The organism is Pedobacter sp. 05T44, from assembly GCF_056395985.1.
Window position 1 is genome coordinate 138754 of record NZ_JBFTKO010000004.1, and the last position, 16799, is coordinate 155552.

At 37.4% G+C, this 16799-nt stretch carries 16 protein-coding genes; 6 read left to right on the plus strand and 10 right to left on the minus strand.

The features are described 5' to 3' along the window. Window positions 1-21 precede the first annotated feature (21 nt). The gene (locus AC1DDK_RS09230; protein WP_172663341.1) at window positions 22-534 is read left to right on the plus strand and encodes a hypothetical protein; all 513 of its coding nucleotides are present in this window, start codon (window positions 22-24) and stop codon (window positions 532-534) included. Window positions 535-669: 135 nt separating this feature from the next. On the opposite strand, the gene AC1DDK_RS09235 is transcribed toward AC1DDK_RS09230, so the two are convergent. The 7 genes from AC1DDK_RS09235 to rpsO all read right to left on the minus strand — a co-directional run bounded on the left by AC1DDK_RS09235 (window position 670) and on the right by rpsO (window position 9866). Beyond that, the gene (locus AC1DDK_RS09235) at window positions 670-1914 is read right to left on the minus strand and encodes a DUF1015 domain-containing protein (protein WP_337714905.1); all 1245 of its coding nucleotides are present in this window, start codon (window positions 1912-1914) and stop codon (window positions 670-672) included. A 56-nt stretch (window positions 1915-1970) separates the two neighbouring features. Continuing rightward, complete coding sequence (locus AC1DDK_RS09240) at window positions 1971-2921, minus strand: D-2-hydroxyacid dehydrogenase (RefSeq protein WP_172663343.1); 951 nt, start codon at window positions 2919-2921, stop codon at window positions 1971-1973. An 11-nt stretch (window positions 2922-2932) separates the two neighbouring features. Then, window positions 2933-4000 carry a 3-phosphoserine/phosphohydroxythreonine transaminase gene (gene serC / locus AC1DDK_RS09245; protein WP_172663344.1) on the minus strand — a complete coding sequence of 356 codons (1068 nt, stop codon included), beginning with the start codon at window positions 3998-4000 and terminating at the stop codon, window positions 2933-2935. A 50-nt stretch (window positions 4001-4050) separates the two neighbouring features. After that, a complete protein-coding gene (locus tag AC1DDK_RS09250; RefSeq protein WP_337714907.1) occupies window positions 4051-6450 on the minus strand; it encodes a TonB-dependent receptor in 2400 nt (799 codons plus the stop codon). Window positions 6451-6471: 21 nt separating this feature from the next. Then, entirely contained in the window at window positions 6472-7143 is a 672-nt protein-coding gene (gene rpe / locus AC1DDK_RS09255) for a ribulose-phosphate 3-epimerase (RefSeq protein WP_172663346.1), read from the minus strand. 155 nt (window positions 7144-7298) lie between these two features. After that, complete coding sequence (gene pnp / locus AC1DDK_RS09260) at window positions 7299-9449, minus strand: polyribonucleotide nucleotidyltransferase (protein ID WP_172663347.1); 2151 nt, start codon at window positions 9447-9449, stop codon at window positions 7299-7301. Between the two features lie 138 nt (window positions 9450-9587). Further along, window positions 9588-9866, minus strand: coding sequence for a 30S ribosomal protein S15 (gene rpsO / locus AC1DDK_RS09265; RefSeq protein WP_099438653.1), 279 nt, complete (start codon window positions 9864-9866; stop codon window positions 9588-9590). Between the two features lie 149 nt (window positions 9867-10015). On the opposite strand from rpsO, the gene AC1DDK_RS09270 reads away from it, so the two are divergent. Together AC1DDK_RS09270 and AC1DDK_RS09275 are read left to right on the plus strand one after the other, a co-directional pair. Continuing rightward, complete coding sequence (locus AC1DDK_RS09270; RefSeq protein WP_172663348.1) at window positions 10016-10435, plus strand: acyl-CoA thioesterase; 420 nt, start codon at window positions 10016-10018, stop codon at window positions 10433-10435. Between the two features lie 299 nt (window positions 10436-10734). Then, the gene (locus tag AC1DDK_RS09275) at window positions 10735-12162 is read left to right on the plus strand and encodes an MATE family efflux transporter (protein ID WP_288883821.1); all 1428 of its coding nucleotides are present in this window, start codon (window positions 10735-10737) and stop codon (window positions 12160-12162) included. An 83-nt stretch (window positions 12163-12245) separates the two neighbouring features. On the opposite strand, the gene AC1DDK_RS09280 is transcribed toward AC1DDK_RS09275, so the two are convergent. From AC1DDK_RS09280 to AC1DDK_RS09290, 3 genes are all read right to left on the minus strand, one after another. After that, on the minus strand, window positions 12246-12644 hold the full coding sequence (locus tag AC1DDK_RS09280) for a DUF983 domain-containing protein (RefSeq protein WP_172663350.1): 399 nt from the start codon (window positions 12642-12644) through the stop codon (window positions 12246-12248). Between the two features lie 64 nt (window positions 12645-12708). After that, window positions 12709-13290 (minus strand): Crp/Fnr family transcriptional regulator, encoded by a 582-nt coding sequence (locus AC1DDK_RS09285; protein ID WP_288883822.1) that lies wholly within the window; start codon window positions 13288-13290, stop codon window positions 12709-12711. A gap of 27 nt (window positions 13291-13317) precedes the next feature. Further along, window positions 13318-14304: a D-alanine--D-alanine ligase gene (locus AC1DDK_RS09290; protein ID WP_172663352.1), complete on the minus strand. Its 987-nt coding sequence runs from the start codon at window positions 14302-14304 to the stop codon at window positions 13318-13320. A 234-nt stretch (window positions 14305-14538) separates the two neighbouring features. Here AC1DDK_RS09290 and AC1DDK_RS09295 point away from each other — a divergent pair, with 234 nt between their 5' ends. From AC1DDK_RS09295 to AC1DDK_RS09305, 3 genes are read left to right on the plus strand one after another with little or no spacing between them, the layout of a single operon-like run. Further along, window positions 14539-15309, plus strand: a complete 771-nt coding sequence (locus tag AC1DDK_RS09295) for a PASTA domain-containing protein (protein ID WP_172663353.1) — start codon at window positions 14539-14541, stop codon at window positions 15307-15309. Between the two features lie 18 nt (window positions 15310-15327). Beyond that, on the plus strand, window positions 15328-16386 hold the full coding sequence (mltG, locus tag AC1DDK_RS09300; RefSeq protein ID WP_172663354.1) for an endolytic transglycosylase MltG: 1059 nt from the start codon (window positions 15328-15330) through the stop codon (window positions 16384-16386). Beyond that, window positions 16386-16793: an acyl-CoA thioesterase gene (locus AC1DDK_RS09305; protein WP_172663355.1), complete on the plus strand. Its 408-nt coding sequence runs from the start codon at window positions 16386-16388 to the stop codon at window positions 16791-16793. Before mltG ends, AC1DDK_RS09305 begins: the two co-directional genes overlap by 1 nt. The last annotated feature ends 6 nt before the right edge of the window (window positions 16794-16799 follow it).

The window sequence follows — 16799 nt, forward strand, 5'->3', positions numbered from 1 at the left end:
GTCCCTTAAAAACATTTAAACATGATCAAAAACGTATTGTTTATTATTTTCTTTATTAACACATCATTACAAGCCGCAACATTTCAGACGGATACAAGTGCTTATCAAACACAAAGACTAAAAGTAAATGCGCTCCTTAAAGAAAGAAGTGCCAAATTTGGCCAGTACGATCAAAGCTTGGATACCAAAACAGGAATATTTGGCCTGCAAACTAAAGGTGATATAAAAAATTCAAATGAAATACTGCGTCAGATAGTTTTAAATGACAACAATGTCTTTAAAGAGCTTAAAATACTCATGGACTACAAAGATGAAGAAGTTAAGCGTGTTAAAAATGAAGCCAGCAGTACCAACGATAGAATCGAGAACTACAAAACATCAATAAAAAAGCTACAAGATCAGAACCTGCAGCTAAAAAAAGATTTTGCTGCTGCAAATAAAGAAAAACAAATCACGAATTATATAGTTATGTTTCTGGCGCTTACTTTATTTGTAGCGTGTTATTTATTCTACAAAAAACTTAAAAAAGCATGATGAAAAAAGTCTTTAAAATTCTTGTAAAAATAAATAAAGCAATTTTGCCAAGTCTGTATAAAAAAGACCCGTTAAAACTAACTACGTTTCAAAAGGCAATATTAGGCTATAAGTACTGGGTTTTAACCCAGTCGCTTAATTAAAGTAATTGGTTAATAGCCCTACCAGAAATTTCGGTTCAACCCAGGTTGATTTTGGAGGCATTACCCCATTCACATCTGCCACCGAAATGACCTGATCTATCGAGACAGGAAACAAGGTAAAAGCCAACACATAAAGGCCATTATCAACCTTAAGCTGGAGTTCAGAAATGGCAGTTCCCCCACCCTCAAAAGTAATTCGGGCATCAGTCCTGGGATCTTTTATATTTAATATAGGGGCAAGAATATGATTCTGTAGAATACTCACATCAAGCGCATTAACAGGGTCATTTTCATCATAGATTTCTTTCTTTGGCTCAAGCACATACCATTTTTCATCAAAATACATCCCAATCTTATGTAATTGATTCGGTTTAACAACATCTGGCGACTCCTGTACTAAAAACGACTGTTTTAACAACCCAATCAATAATTGAGGCTCCAGGTCACCAAGATCTCTAACCAGTCTGTTAAATTCCAGTATTTTAACCTCTCTGGTATTCATATAAACTGAGGTAAAATAGTTATACCCTTCAGTTCCGGTATGACGTTCTTTATTTAAAGCTTGCTTATGCAAACCCATCTTTGCCATTGATGCTGCTCTATGGTGGCCATCAGCAATGTATACAAAGGGAATATCATAAAAGGCAGTAACCAGGTCATTCAGATCCGGATTATCAGTAACAGCCCATACCTGATGTGTCGTACCATCCGCAAATGTAAAATCAAGGTCAGCTTTAAGCCCGGTGTATTTGTCTGTAATGGAATCAATAATCTGATCAGGGTGGTAGGTAATTAATACAGGGTTAGCATCTAGTCCGGTTTGCTGCAGATAATCTGCCAGAAGCCTCTCCCTGCGCTCTACGGTCGACTCATGCTTCTTTATCCTCCCCTCCAAATAATCTTTAATATGAGTAAGTGTCCAAATGCCTGTTTGCACCAGATCATTGTGTTTTACTCGGTAAATGTAAATAGCAGGTTTATCCTGCTTAATAAGAAATTGATGTTCAAGGAACCCTTCAAGATTCTCACTGATCTTTTTATAAACCAGCTCCTCCCTTGTTCCCCTTAGATATGGATTATCGAGTTCAGGATTAATCAGATGAAGAAAAGTACACCTGTTTTCTGAAGCAATTAGCCTTGCCTGACCCGTGCTATAATTCTCAAGCGGCCTGGTTACAACCAGCGATTGCAAATCCACTGCAGGTTTAAGCGCGCAGAAAGGCTTTATAAGAGGCATACTTGATTATGAATAATGGTCAAAGCTATATAAAAAAATAGCTTTGACCACTAATCTTACTTATTAAAATGCTCAATAATCAATGAAGCAAGTTCAACACCTATACGTTCCTGCGCTTCATTTGTAGCAGCTCCAATATGAGGGGTTAAAGAGATTTTAGCATGTTGTAAAATAGAAGCTCTTGGTGTAGGTTCGTCATCAAACACATCTAAACCAGCGAAAGATACTTTACCACTGTCTAAAGCAGCAACTAATGCCTCCTCGTCAATGGTACCGCCTCTTGAGCAGTTCACCACACCAACACCTTGTTTCATTTTAGCAAACTCTTCTGCACCTAAAATAGGTTTATCTGCGAATGGAGTATGTAAACTAATGAAATCACTGTTTGCAATTACCTCATCCAATGATACTGTTTTGAAAGGGATCTCAACAGAAACACCACCCTGGAAAGTCAATGGCAAAGTACCTTCAGCAGGGTAAAGGTCATAAGCCAATACGTTCATACCTAACCTAAGAGCAACCTTAGCAGTTTCACGGCCAATACGACCGAAACCGATGATCCCCATGGTTTTACCTTGAAGCTCAACACCACCAGCATATGCTTTTTTCAAAGCATTGAATTTAGTAGCTCCTTCAACAGGCATTTTTCTGTTTGAATCCTGTAAGAAACGAATACCGGTAAACAAATGTGCAAATACCAGTTCAGCAACAGATAACGAAGAAGCTGCAGGTGTATTTACCACTGCAACACCCTTGCTGCGGGCATATTCAACATCAATGTTATCCATACCTACACCGCCTCTGCCAATCAGTTTAATGTTAGGTACCTGATCAATCAATTCTTTACGTAATTTGGTGGCACTTCTAACTGTAATACCATCATAGTTTTTTAAAGCTTCAACCAATTGATCCTGAGGAACAGTTTCAGTATCAACAACAAAACCCGCTTTTTCTAATAACGCTTTACCGATAGGATCTATCCCATCGTTTGCAAGTATCTTAATCATTAATTTTTATTTTAATTGGTGTGTTTTTCAGCAAAATTCTGCATTAATTCAACTAGTGCATGAACACTTGTAATTGGAAGCGCGTTGTATATAGAGGCTCTAAAACCACCAACACTTCTATGTCCTTTAATACCTTCAATTCCATTTTCTTCAGCATATTTCAAGAATGGTTTTTCAAGCTCTGGGTTTTCCATTACAAAACAAACATTCATTCTAGAGCGATCTTCAACAGCACAAGTTCCTTTAAACAAAGGGTTTCTGTCAATCTCAGTATATAAAGCTCTGGCTTTTGCTATATTTTCTTTTTCAATTTCAGCAACGCCTCCTTTAGATTTTAACCATCTTAAGTTAAGCATCGCTACATATATAGAAAATACCGGAGGAGTGTTATACATAGAACCACCATCGATATGCACTTTATAGTCAAGCATAGAAGGTACCTTTCTGCCTGATTTACCTAAGATCTCATCTTTAACAATTACTACTGTTAAACCAGCCGGACCGATATTTTTTTGAGCTCCTGCATAGATCAAATCATATTGGGAAACATCAATAACCCTGCTCATGATATCCGAAGACATATCGCAAACTACAGGGATACTGGTTTTAGGTACGCTGAACATTTCTGTTCCGTAAATAGTATTGTTAGAAGTGAAGTGGAAATAAGCACTGTCTTCTGGAATACTATAATCTTTAGGAATAAAGGTAAAGTTTGATTCTTTTGAAGAAGCAACAATGTTTGCTTTACCAAAAGTAGATACTTCTTTAATAGCCTTGTTTGCCCAAACGCCTGTTTCCAGATAACTGGCAGTTTTTCCTTCAGGTAATAAGTTCATTGGAACCATTGCAAACTGCAAACTAGCACCGCCTTGTAAAAATAAAACAGAATATCCGGAAGGTACATTTAATAATTCCTTAACTAATTTTTCTGTTTCTGCTACCACACCTTCAAATTCAGATGTGCGATGAGAGATCTCCAGAATGGATAAACCATCCTTAAAATCTAGAACTGCTTGTGCTGCTTGCTTAAATACTTCCTGAGGTAAAATACAGGGGCCTGCGCCGAAATTGTGTCTCATTTTTATAGTGATTTTTAATGCTTGTAAATGTAACAGTTTTATATTATTTATTATTTCGAATTCTTGAACTTTATAATCAATTTCAAATTTAGTTGCCTGCCAGTTAAATAATTAGGAATAGCATATTGTACGTTATCTACATCCTTAAGCCATAAATATGAAACCGTATTGTTAATATTTAACAAATTAAATACCTCTAAATGAGCAGAAAACGAACTAAAATATTTATCCAGTAACCTCGGTTTTTTTAGTCCGGCATCGTCTAAAAAATCTTTAGAAAATCCAATATCCACACGCTTATAAGCAGGGATATTAAAATTATCAGAATAACGACGTGTAAGAGGTGCTCCTACCGGCAATTTAGAACCATACATCATATTTAAATGTACTTTATAGGTAGGGCTGTTCAGCAATCTATCCTGAAAATAAACTGAGAAATTAATTCTCTGATCTGTTGGCCTTTTTAAATAACCCCGCTCATCATTGAAGATATTCTGATTAGCCTTCATTAAAGACATTCTGAAATAAGACACCAGATCCTTTACAAACTCACCGCCAATGCTCAGGTCTGCTCCATAGATATAGCCTTTTGCCAACTCTCCGGCAAGATACTTTACCCTTACATTATCCATCATATAAGGAATAAGCCTGTCCTGATATTTAAAATAAAGCTCAGAAGTAAACTTTAGACGTGTTCCCAGACCATCAAATGCATAGTCCAAACCTGCCGATGTATTGTATGACCTTTGTGCCTGCTGATTTAAATTAAGAATTCCATTAAAATCCCTGATGCTCCTGTAGTCGGGAGCCTGCTGATATACTCCGGCAGTAAATCTGAAAATTTTATTATTGCTCGATGGCCTGTAAGCCAAAAGCAACCTGGGGCTAAGGAGAAATTGCTTACTTAAAGTATTATAATTACCCCTTACACCAAGCTGAAGGGTTGAGTTGACTGACAAGGTGTAACTATCCTGAATATAAGCGCTGTAGTATTGAATTGCCAGGTCATTTCTAACATTAATAAGGTTGTCCTGATAGAAATTATTTAACCCTCCCTGTTGTATATATCCTGCCGAATCTATAAGACTATATTCATTTAAATTATCGTTATATTTCTTGCGCTCAAACCTTAAGCCCAATGAAAACGTATGGTTTTCATAATCCTGATCTACCTTTACCTCCGAACTGAGGTTTTCTGACTCCAGGTTATTGCGGGCATAATTGATATACTTCCCTACGCCTTTGTTGATCCTAACAGCGCCAAAGTTTCCATCTGCAAAGGTATTGTTAACCTCATCAAACACATATCTCCCCTCTATGTCTATTCTTTCTCTTTCAAGGGTATTAAAATAACTGTTTATCCACTTTATAACCAGATTCGATTTAGGGTAAAAGGCAAAGGTTATGGCCCCTCCTGCTGTCTGATAATCATCAATTTCCTTTCCGCTGTAGTCTGTTTGCAAGCGCATCACAGTACTTAATGTTCCAAATTGGGTTTCTCTGCTTTCGGGTATTAATTTAAAGATCCCACTATTAAAACTCCCTAAAAAATCAACACTCATTTTAGACGAAACATTTTGATGATAAATCAATTGCGCATCGGTAAAATTAGGCGCATAGCTCCCTTTATTATCTTGTCTGTTTAATATACTTGTATTATTCTTATACCTCAATCCTGCAAGCAGATAGCTGTTTTTGTTTAAAATCTTAGAACTAAAACCGGCTCCCAGCATACCAAGGTTCAATACGGCCTCACTACTATCCGGCCGATCATATTTCACATCCAGTACTGATGATAATTTATCACCATATCTGGATTCAAAGCCACCTGTAGAGAACTTGGCAGAGCTTAACAAATCACTGTTAATAAAACTCAAACCCTCCTGCTGTCCATTTCTGATCAGCACAGGCCGGCTAATTTCAACATCATTTACATATACCAGGTTTTCATCAAAATTACCTCCCCTAACGCTATACTGAGCGCTCAATTCATTATTAGTAGATACCCCCGGTAATGTTTTAAGAACCACTTCAAAATTACCCGAAACTGAGGGTATAGAAGCAATATCTGCAATATTAATAGTGGTGCTGTTACGAAGCTGATTTTGTTTTGTGGTAATGGTAACCTGCTCCAGTTCGTTTATATTCCGTGTTAATGAAACATTTTGAATAATCCTGCCGGCCTTACCATATTTAAACTCAACCAAAACAGATTTATAACCTAACAGACTGTATTTCAATGTAAAAGAGGTGGTACTTGAATAAATATTATAACTCCCCTTGTCATCAGATGCGGTCGACTGGTTTTGTCCAACAACGCTAATGGTTACCATAGACAATGGGCTCTTCAGATCATCTGTAATTAGTCCTGACACTTTTACAAGAGGTTGTGCATTTACATACGTAAAACCAAATAGTAAAACTGAGAGCAGCAGGCAAAGTCTATACATTTATGTTACAAAGCTGTGAGCTTATGATGATTTCAATTGTGCATCAAGTTGTTTTAATTCAGAGATCATGACCGATGGAGAAGGAGCAGCAAAAATGGCATTTCCTGCAACAAAAACGCTTGCACCCGCCTGAATCAGATCGGCCAGGTTCTTTATCCCTACCCCGCCATCAACTTCTATGAGCAGATCAGGATTAACAACTGAGGCCATAGCTTTTAACTCCCTTAGTTTATTTAGCGTATTAGGAATAAACTTTTGGCCACCAAAACCCGGATTCACTGACATAACAAGCACCAGATCCAGATCTGCCAAAACATCTTTAAGTAAGCCCACAGGAGTATGAGGGTTAATTGCAACACCCGCCTTGCAACCAGTGGCATGAATTGCCTGAATCGTTCTATGCAAGTGTGTACAAGCTTCGTAATGCACCGTTATTACTGATGCGCCTGCAGCTGCAAAACGCTCAATATACTGATCAGGATTAACAATCATAAGGTGAACATCCAAAGGCTTTGTAGCATATCTTTTTATTGCTTCCATTACTGGAAAACCAAAAGATATATTTGGTACAAACACACCATCCATCACATCTACATGAAACCAGTCTGCCTCACTCGAATTAACCATTTCAATATCACGTTGAAGGTTAGCAAAATCAGCGGAAAGTAAAGAGGGAGCAATAAGGTGTTTCATGAGAAAGGTGTTTTTAATTTATAGCTGGTTCACAATTGTAAATATAAAGAAATAACCCATCTTATACCAAAAAACCCCGCGATTTGCAGGGTTTTGAGTATATAAGAAGCGACAAACCGAAGGATTTACCCTCGGCTGACAGACCTACCTTTGGATTAAGCCGGCTTATTTTCAGCTGGAGCAGCTTCTGCTTTTGGTGGACGAGGCAATAAAGCTTTTCTAGAAAGTTTCATTTTACCTTGTTTATCAACATCCAAAAGTTTCACTTCAACTTTATCACCTTCTTTAAACACACCGTCCATTGTTTCTAAACGAGTCCAGTCAATTTCAGAAATGTGAAGTAAACCATCTTTACCTGGCATAATCTCTACAAATGCACCAAATGGCATAATAGATTTTACCTTACCACTGTAAGTTGCACCTATTTCCGGTTTAGCAGCTATTGCATTGATACGGGTAACAGCAGCATCAATTGCAGCTTTGTTATCAGCAAAGATTTCAACGATACCTTTGTTTCCAACCTCTTCGATAGAGATAGAAGCGCCAGTTTCACGTTGCATTTCCTGAATAATTTTACCGCCTGGCCCTATTACAGCACCAATAAATTCTTTATCAATACTTAAAGAAACAATACGTGGAGCATGGTCTTTATAATCTTCGCGAGGTGCAGAAATTGTTTTCTTCATCTCATTTAAGATATGCAAACGAGCCTCTTTAGCCTGAATTAAAGCGTTTGTTAACACTTCCCATTTCAAGCCATTGATTTTTAAGTCCATTTGACAAGCAACAATACCTTTTTCAGTACCGGTTACTTTAAAGTCCATATCACCTAAGTGATCTTCATCACCTAAGATATCAGAAAGGATTGCATATTTACCAGTTTTCTCATCAGTAATTAAACCCATTGCAATACCCGATACCGGAGCTTTGATTTTAATACCGGCATCCATAAGTGCTAATGTACCAGCACAAACAGTTGCCATTGACGAAGAACCGTTAGATTCCAAGATATCAGAAACGATACGGATGGTATAAGGATTTTCTTCCAATCCAGGCAACACTTTCTTTAAAGAACGCATAGCCAGGTTACCATGACCAATTTCACGACGACCAGCACCTCTGTTAGGACGAACCTCGCCAGTTGAGAAACCTGGGAAATTATAGTGCAATAGGAATTTGTTGTATCCATTGATGAACGCACCATCAATCATTTGCTCATCATCTTTAGATCCTAAAGTAACGGTAGTTAATGATTGTGTTTCACCACGTGTAAATACTGCAGAACCGTGAGCTGAAGGCAAGTAACCTATTTCACTCCAGATTGGGCGTACTGTACGTACGTCACGACCGTCTAAACGAATTCCTTCATCTAAAACCAGGTTACGGATAGCATCATATTGTACATCGTGGAAATATTTTTTAGCAAGGAAACCGGTTACATCATCAATATCTTCTCCCAATGTAGCTATGAAGTCCATTAAGATCGTACCAAATGCATCACCACGCTCACCTTTGCTTGTGTTGCTTTTAGCTACAGCATAAACCTTGTCGTAAGTAGCAGCATAAACCTGCTCTTTTAATTCAGGGTTACTGTCTTCATGAGAATACTCACGTTTTACAGTTTTACCTACAAGTTCAGCAAGTTCTTTTTGAGCCTGAACCTGGATAACGATTGCTTTATGAGCAAATTCAATGGCCTCAACCATTTCAGTTTCAGAAATCTCATCACACTCACCTTCAACCATTACGATGTCTTTTTCAGTACCTGCAACAAGGAATTCCAATGATGCACGCTCTAAATCGCTCACGTAAGGGTTAATTACCAGTTTGCCATCAATTTTAGCTACACGTACTTCAGAGATTGGTCCGTTAAACGGAATATCTGAAACCGCAATGGCAGCCGAAGCAGCTAAACCAGCTAAACAGTCTGGCATTATATTTTTATCAGAAGAGATCAATGAGATCATTACCTGAGTATCAGAGTGATAATCTTCAGGGAACATCGGGCGCAAAGCGCGATCTACTAAACGTGAAATTAAAACTTCATAATCAGATAATCTTGCCTCGCGACGAAGAAAACCTCCAGGGATACGGCCTGCGGCAGCGTATTTCTCCTGATAATCAACAGATAAAGGTAAAAAATCAACACCAGCCTTAGCGCCTACTGTAGAAACTACAGTTGCCAAAAGCATGGTATCGCCCATTTTAACTACCACCGAACCATCAGCTTGTTTAGCTAATTTTCCTGTTTCAATTTCGATTGTTCTTCCATCGCCCAAGTCGAACGATTTTTTTATTACATTCATTTAAAAATTGTTGTGGTGTGTTTTCCTCTTTTCACACACCGGATTTATATATATTATTTTCTTTGCAAGTTAAGATAATAATATCAAGAAATTAAAAAAGCCATCCCTAAAGAATGGCTTTTCTTGATATAAGTAGTTCTATTTGATGATATCCCTTAGACCTAAAGTCTTGATGATAGCACGATAGCGCTCAATATCTTTTTTAAATAGATATGCCAAAATACCACGGCGTTTACCTACTAATTTTTGTAGTGATAACTGAGTAGAATAATCTTTACGATTTTTCTTTAAGTGCTCAGTTAAATGTGCAATGCGGTATGTAAATAACGCTACCTGACCTTCAGCAGAACCTGTATTAGTTTCTACTTCACCATGCTGTTTAAAGATTTCAGCTTTCTTTTCTTTACTTAAATACATTCTTGAATGATACTAAAGTTTAAATGATTAATTAATTGGGTGCAAAGATAGTGTAAGTTTTAAAGATTAACAAGTATGCGTAAAATTTTGGCTCGACGAGAAAATTGGCCATTACTAAACCTTATTTTTGTGGCTGTTACGACTTATTTATGGAAAAAAACCAATACAGTATATTTGAAAGTGAGCTAAAAGTACGTCCTGATGATATCGATATGTTTAACCATGTCCATAATAGCAAATACTTTGACTATGTGCTTGCTGCCCGTTATGATCAAATGGCTGAATTTTATAAAATGCCAATGGAATCTTTTTTAAATAGTGGCTTTGGCTGGGTGGTACGTACCGCACTTGTTGACTTTAAACGTCCGCTTATTTTGGGCGATATAATTGCTATCCGCACCGGAATTTTAACAATCAATGAAAAAGGTTGCCGTGTACAGTTCGAAATTGAAAATAAAAGAACAGGTAAAATTGCTTCTGATGGCTGGTTTGATTATGTGATGATTGACACCACCACCGGAAAGGGCTGTAAAGTAAATGAAGAAATGATAAAGGCATACAGCATTTAATACTTGACTTATAAACATTTAATGTAAATCCATATTCAATAAATAATCCGACCATAATAAGTCCGCCTTTTTTCTGTAAAAATGTGGACTTAACGTGGACTCATAATAATTCAGCACAAAAAAATATAGAATTGTAATTGTAAATTATATATATTTGTTTTCTAACTCAACCGCATTACGATGAAAGTATTTGCAGTCCGTTTGAGGTCCTAAAGACCAAGGGCTCCACCTATTCGACAAAATACTGACACAGCTTTTCTAGCTGGTCGCGGTTTATTTATTACTTTTTCCCTTACCCCATGTTAGAACAAAAAACAGCTTCATTAGGCAAGCTATCTCAAATTTTTACACTTATAAAACAGGCCCTTAAAGGCGAAGATCTCGATTTTACCCAAGGTAGCATTCGTAAAGCTGTTATTTTACTGGCCATTCCTATGATGCTGGAAATGGCTATGGAATCTGTTTTTGCATTGGTAGACCTTTACTTTGTAGGACATTTACACAACAGCAGTCATGCAATACAAACAGTAGGGCTCACAGAATCTGTACTGACCGTTATCTACTCACTTGCCATTGGAATGAGCATGGCTGCAACGGCTGTGGTAGCCAGAAGGATTGGTGAGAAAGATCCGGTTGCTGCCTCAAAAGCTGGAATGCAGGCAATAATAATTGCAGTTGCGTTTAACCTGATCATTAGCATTGCGGGACTTATTTACGCAACCGACATTTTATTATTAATGGGTGCATCGGCCGAAACTGCAGCGCAAGGCACAACATTTATGCGCATTATGATGGGCGGCAGTATTATTATTGTTTTGTTATTCCTTATTAACGGGATATTCAGAGGTGCTGGTAATGCGGCTATAGCCATGAAAAGCTTATGGATTGCCAATATTGCCAATATCATTCTATGCCCTGTTTTAATTAATGGTTTTGGCCCAATCCCTGCATTTGGATTAACAGGCGCAGCAATGGCTACAAGTATCGGGCGCGGCATTGGTGTGTGCTATCAGGTTTATCACCTTGTAAGTGGCAAAAGCCTTTTAAAAATAAAGTTATCCTATTTCAGGCCTCATTTTGAACAGATAAAAGCTTTATTAAAAATTGCTACTCCTGGTATTTTCCAATTTGTTATTGCATCGTGCAGCTGGATATTTTTGGCGCAGCTTGTAGCCACAACAGGTGGAGATCATGGATCAGCAGGTTATCAAACTGCGTTAAGGCTTATGATGTTCTTTATGCTTCCGGCATGGGGAATGAGCAATGCTGCTGCAACGCTGGTTGGCCAGAATCTGGGCGCAAAACATATTGACCGGGCAGAGCAATCTGTAATGAAAACTGCAAAATATGTGGTGATTTATATGCTATTTGTTATGGTGTTAACCTTTGGCGTTGGACGCTATTTTATATCATTTTTCAGCAATGATGTTTTAATACAGGAGGTTGCGAAAAATGCGCTTCAGATTATGAGTCTTGGATATATCTTTTATGGTATTGGCATGGTTCTGATCAGCACCTTTAACGGTGCCGGAGATACCTGGACGCCTACATGGGTTAATCTTTTTGGCTTCTGGCTGTTCCAGATTCCTTTGGGTTACTTCCTTGCTAAATATTTAGAAATGGGCCCGACAGGCGTATTTATTGCCATTCCGGTTGCCGAAACAGGTATTGCAATAGCAGGTTATATTCTATTCAAAATAGGAAAATGGAAGACTATAAAAGTCTAACTGCGTTATAAATCTAACGGCAGCACAAGCCGTCATCACTCCTATCGTCAAGATGACGGCTTGTGCTATGAAAATATTGAACCTTATGCCTGGTGTTTCAAATCCGGAACATACCCCAGGCCAGGTGTAAGCCAGTGCAATAAAAACACTCTTGAATAGCGGTAATTAAACGGAGCAAATAGAAATACACCAACCATAATAATGGCAACATATATCCAAAGGTTCTCGTAAGTAAGATCTACGCCCAGTATATAAGCTGCTACCGCGATGGTAATCATTTCAGCAACATTCATAGCATAACTAATGAACATTGCTACATAAAAAAAGCCAGGTTCCCTTTCAAAACGAAGGTTACAAACGGGACAATATTCATTAGTTGTCTGGCCCTTAAAAGCATAAAGCTTACCAGAAAATATTGGGCCTTTTCTACATCTTGGACATTTACACTCCACAACTGCCTGTATTTTTGATATTGGTTTCATAACTTTAATATTATGACACAAAAATACGACAGATAAAACAGTTAATTTATGATCCAGATCATACTTAAATTCTAATGATTTTACCCCTAAGCAGTTTCAATTCCTTCTGATCTGAAAGTTTTTTGATGATACGGATTACCGTTTCCACTCGTAGCCCGCTCATGTCTGCGAGCTGCTGCCGGGTTACCTTTAGCTCCTGACTATGTTCTACATCTTTAAACAGGTAAGCAATAAGCGTTCTTATTCTGTGTTCTGCATGTTCATTTGCCAGTTCTTCGAGCATCATTGACTTATAAAACAAACGATGGCTCAGGGTCTGAATAAGCTTCATACTAAAATCAGGATGTTCCTTTAGCATTTTAAGAAAGTCCTCTCCTTTTACCACTATAATTTCCGAATCCTGAGTGGCGATTGTGTAGGCCAGATAAGATTTATTAACCAATAATGCAGGTTCTCCGAAATACTCGTTGGCTTTAAAGATGCCTTGTATAAATTCTTTGCCATCATCATTTACGGTTACCATTCTCACCTTGCCACTCTTTATAAAATATACTGCCCTGGGATGAGCTCCAGGCTCATAAATTACATCTCCCTTTTTATAAAGAGATGGTTTAAAATTATTATCCAGCAAATATTTAATTGTCATGATGAAAATGCATTTTCATGTTAAATGCTACCCTATCGTTTCCTTAATGAGCTTAGTATAAAAATCATTTAACTTCATTCCCATTGCTGCAACTTGTTGAGGAATAAAGCTGGTTGAAGTTTGTCCGGGAATGGTATTTATCTCAATGAAGTAAAAATCACCTTCATCTTCTGTAAGTATAAAATCTATACGTACTACCCCCCTGCAATTCAACTTCACATAAACAGCTTCTGCTATTTTTGCCACTCTGTCTCTTGTTGCCGGTTTAACCGCTGCAGGGGTTGTTTCTGTGGCTACTCCAGGAGTATATTTAGCTTCAAAATCAAAAAACTCTTTTGCCGTTTCTACCTCTGTAATAGGCAACACCTTTATTTTGCCATCAAGTTTTACTACACCAACGGTAAACTCTCTGCCTGATATAAACTCTTCTATCAAAATTTGGTTATCCTCATGAAAAGCTTTCTCAAGAGCTGCTTCCAAATCATTGCCATGGCTAACCTTACTCATGCCGATGCTACTGCCGCCGTTATTTGGTTTAACAAAGTATGGTAATTTAAGGTCTTTTTTTAGTTGAATTAAATCGTAAGGTACATTCTTAAAGATCTGAGCAGATTTAGCAACATTCAATTGATCTATATTTTGTACAACGGCCTTTGTATAACCTTTGTTCATGGTAATGGCCGATGTAAGCGCATCACATGTTGTATACGGAATATTAAGCATATCAAAATACCCTTGTAGCTTGCCATCTTCGCCCGGGGAGCCGTGTATAGCTATAAATACCCCTTCGAACATTATTTTTCTTCCTTTTATGGTAAGAGAAAAATCGTTACGGTCAACCTCTATTTTCACAGAATCTGCAGGCTCATAAAACCAGCCTTGCTGGGTAAGCATAATTTTATAAACATCGAATTTACTGGTATCTAAATTCTGTGCTATTGTTGCGGCACTTTTAACGGAGACTACCCATTCGCCAGTGGTACCTCCGGTTAGCAATGCTATTGTTTTCTTCATCTGTATAATTTTTTAAATTCTAATACATCTATTATATGTATACGCGTTATGAGTTATAATGTATACATAACTTACTATCGTTGGTCAACAACTGTCCGAGCGATCTAACTAAGCAAAGTGACCAGGTCAGCTAAGGCACAAATATAAATTAGTTGGTGCAGATGTCATTTTAATTCCAATAAAATATTATTTTAATCTAAATTTGGACGCTATACCTTCAGAAGAGAAAAACGCATGGGCAAATTCATATCTTATTTAAAAACAAATTCATTTAGGAACAATCTTATTGCTGCTATAATTACTGTTGCAGTAATCTTATTTACCGCATTCTTTAGTTTAAGGTATTACACCAAACATGGCCAGGGTTTAAATGTACCATCAGTTAAAGGACTATCATTTACACAAGCGGTTAGTAAGCTTGAACAGTTGGGTTTACGTTATGAGGTCGATTCTGTTTATATTATGGATACCCCTCCGGGAACAGTAATAGATCAGGATCCAAACCCTAATACTTTTGTAAAAGACAACAGAACAATTTACCTGACTGTGAGCATGAATAAGGCTCCAAATGTTAAATTTCCGGATGTCGTATATAAATCATTAAGACAAGCCCAGGCAATAATTGAAAGTTTTGGTCTGAAACTTGGGGACACTACTTATAAACCGGATGTGAGCAGAGATGTTGTTTTGGAAGTTTCTTTTGGAAATCAGCCCATTAAAGTTGGGGAAATGGTACCGAAAGGGTCAAGAATTGACTTTTTATTGGGCGACGGAAAAGGAAATGAAGAAGTAGACATTCCAACTCTTATCGGCTTAACTAAGGATGAGGCATTGTTTGCATTGAGAAATGGCGCGATGTTAAACCTTGGAACAGTTACATATGAGGGGGTTGTGACGGATTCTGCCAATGCTGTAATCATAAAACAGGACCCACTTGCAACAGATTCGGTAACTAAAGTAAAAATTGGAACACCAGTAAACATTACATTATCTAATAAAAATTAATCACACTATCATTTATATATGTCAAACGAAGAAAATAAAACAGGTCTTAAAAAGAATACCAAAATAATATTAGGCTTACTATTGCTTGTTTTAATTGCCGGGGGCTTTTATGGACTTAAATTATATAAAGTATACTTTGCACCAAATGTTACGGGCAACGAAAAATACCTGTATATAAGAACAGGTTACAATATCGACGACCTTTATAAAGAGATTAAACTAAAAGATATGCTAACCGATATAGGTTCTTTTAGTGAAGCTTCCGGAAAAATGCAGCTTGCACGTTCTTTAAAACCAGGGCGCTATAAACTGGCAAAAGGTATGAATAACCGCAGCATTATTAATATGCTGAAGTCGGGCAATCAGGATCCTGTAAAACTTAAGTTTCAAAACTTAAGGCAAAAAGAAAACTTTGCCGGCTATCTCTCAAGAAACCTTGAACCAGATTCTTTAACTTTTATAAATCTGCTCGACTCTGCGTCTTTGCTTGAAAAGTATGGTTTTAATAAAGATAACAGCTATGTGATGTTCATTCCTAACACTTACGAAATGTATTGGAATGTTACTGCTTCGGAGTTCTTTGACAGAATGCATGCTGAATATGATAAATTCTGGAATGCTGATCGCAAACAAAAAGCAGCATCGTTAAACCTAACTCCTATTCAGGTTTCTATATTAGCTTCCATCGTTGATGCCGAAGCTTTATACGACAAAGAAATGCCTATTATTGCAGGTCTGTATTTAAACCGCTTAAATAAAGGTATATTGCTTCAGGCAGATCCAACCGTTATTTTTGCCAATAACGACTTTACAGTTAAACGTGTTACCAATTCGCTTTTAAGTATACAATCAAAATACAATACTTATAAATATGCCGGTTTACCTCCAGGGCCCATCATGATGCCTAGTATTAATGCTATTGACGCTGTATTAAACCGTGATAATAACAATTATATTTACATGTGTGCCAAGGAAGATTTTTCCGGCTACCATAACTTTGCGGTAACAGTTCAGGAGCACGAAAGGAACGCTAAAAAATATAGAGATGCCTTAAACCAACGCAATATTTTTAAATAATGTATACTCATACTACCAAAATAAGGGTTAGATACGGCGAAACGGACCAAATGGGATATGTTTATTACGGAAATTATGCCGAGTACTACGAAGTTGCGCGTGTAGAGATGCTAAGAAGTTTGGGCATGGATTATGTTGGAATGGAAAGTGCGGGTGTAATGATGCCTGTTTTAGAGCTTAACTGTAAATATATAAAGCCAGCTTTATATGATCAGGAAATCACAATTAAAACTACGATCCACGACCTTCCCGGTGTGAGGATCCATTTTAAATATGAATTATCTAATCCGGCTGGTGAACTTATTAACATTGGAACAACTACGCTGGTGTTTGTGGATATGGCAAAAAACAAACCTTGCTCTCCTCCAGAAAATTTTATGGAGAAGTTAAGGGTATTTTTTAATTAAATTTGA

Bases quoted from the DNA above. Each gene is read 5' to 3' on its own strand.
- AC1DDK_RS09285 (WP_288883822.1), bottom strand. From the start codon at position 13,290: ATGACAATTAAATATTTGCTGGATAATAATTTTAAACCATCTCTTTAT.
- mltG (WP_172663354.1), top strand. From the start codon at position 15,328: ATGTCAAACGAAGAAAATAAAACAGGTCTTAAAAAGAATACCAAAATA.
- AC1DDK_RS09240 (WP_172663343.1), bottom strand. From the start codon at position 2,921: ATGATTAAGATACTTGCAAACGATGGGATAGATCCTATCGGTAAAGCG.
- rpsO (WP_099438653.1), bottom strand. From the start codon at position 9,866: ATGTATTTAAGTAAAGAAAAGAAAGCTGAAATCTTTAAACAGCATGGT.
- AC1DDK_RS09280 (WP_172663350.1), bottom strand. From the start codon at position 12,644: ATGAAACCAATATCAAAAATACAGGCAGTTGTGGAGTGTAAATGTCCA.
- AC1DDK_RS09305 (WP_172663355.1), top strand. From the start codon at position 16,386: ATGTATACTCATACTACCAAAATAAGGGTTAGATACGGCGAAACGGAC.
- pnp (WP_172663347.1), bottom strand. From the start codon at position 9,449: ATGAATGTAATAAAAAAATCGTTCGACTTGGGCGATGGAAGAACAATC.
- AC1DDK_RS09230 (WP_172663341.1), top strand. From the start codon at position 22: ATGATCAAAAACGTATTGTTTATTATTTTCTTTATTAACACATCATTA.
- serC (WP_172663344.1), bottom strand. From the start codon at position 4,000: ATGAGACACAATTTCGGCGCAGGCCCCTGTATTTTACCTCAGGAAGTA.
- AC1DDK_RS09275 (WP_288883821.1), top strand. From the start codon at position 10,735: ATGTTAGAACAAAAAACAGCTTCATTAGGCAAGCTATCTCAAATTTTT.
- AC1DDK_RS09290 (WP_172663352.1), bottom strand. From the start codon at position 14,304: ATGAAGAAAACAATAGCATTGCTAACCGGAGGTACCACTGGCGAATGG.
- AC1DDK_RS09295 (WP_172663353.1), top strand. From the start codon at position 14,539: ATGGGCAAATTCATATCTTATTTAAAAACAAATTCATTTAGGAACAAT.
- AC1DDK_RS09250 (WP_337714907.1), bottom strand. From the start codon at position 6,450: ATGTATAGACTTTGCCTGCTGCTCTCAGTTTTACTATTTGGTTTTACG.
- rpe (WP_172663346.1), bottom strand. From the start codon at position 7,143: ATGAAACACCTTATTGCTCCCTCTTTACTTTCCGCTGATTTTGCTAAC.
- AC1DDK_RS09235 (WP_337714905.1), bottom strand. From the start codon at position 1,914: ATGCCTCTTATAAAGCCTTTCTGCGCGCTTAAACCTGCAGTGGATTTG.
- AC1DDK_RS09270 (WP_172663348.1), top strand. From the start codon at position 10,016: ATGGAAAAAAACCAATACAGTATATTTGAAAGTGAGCTAAAAGTACGT.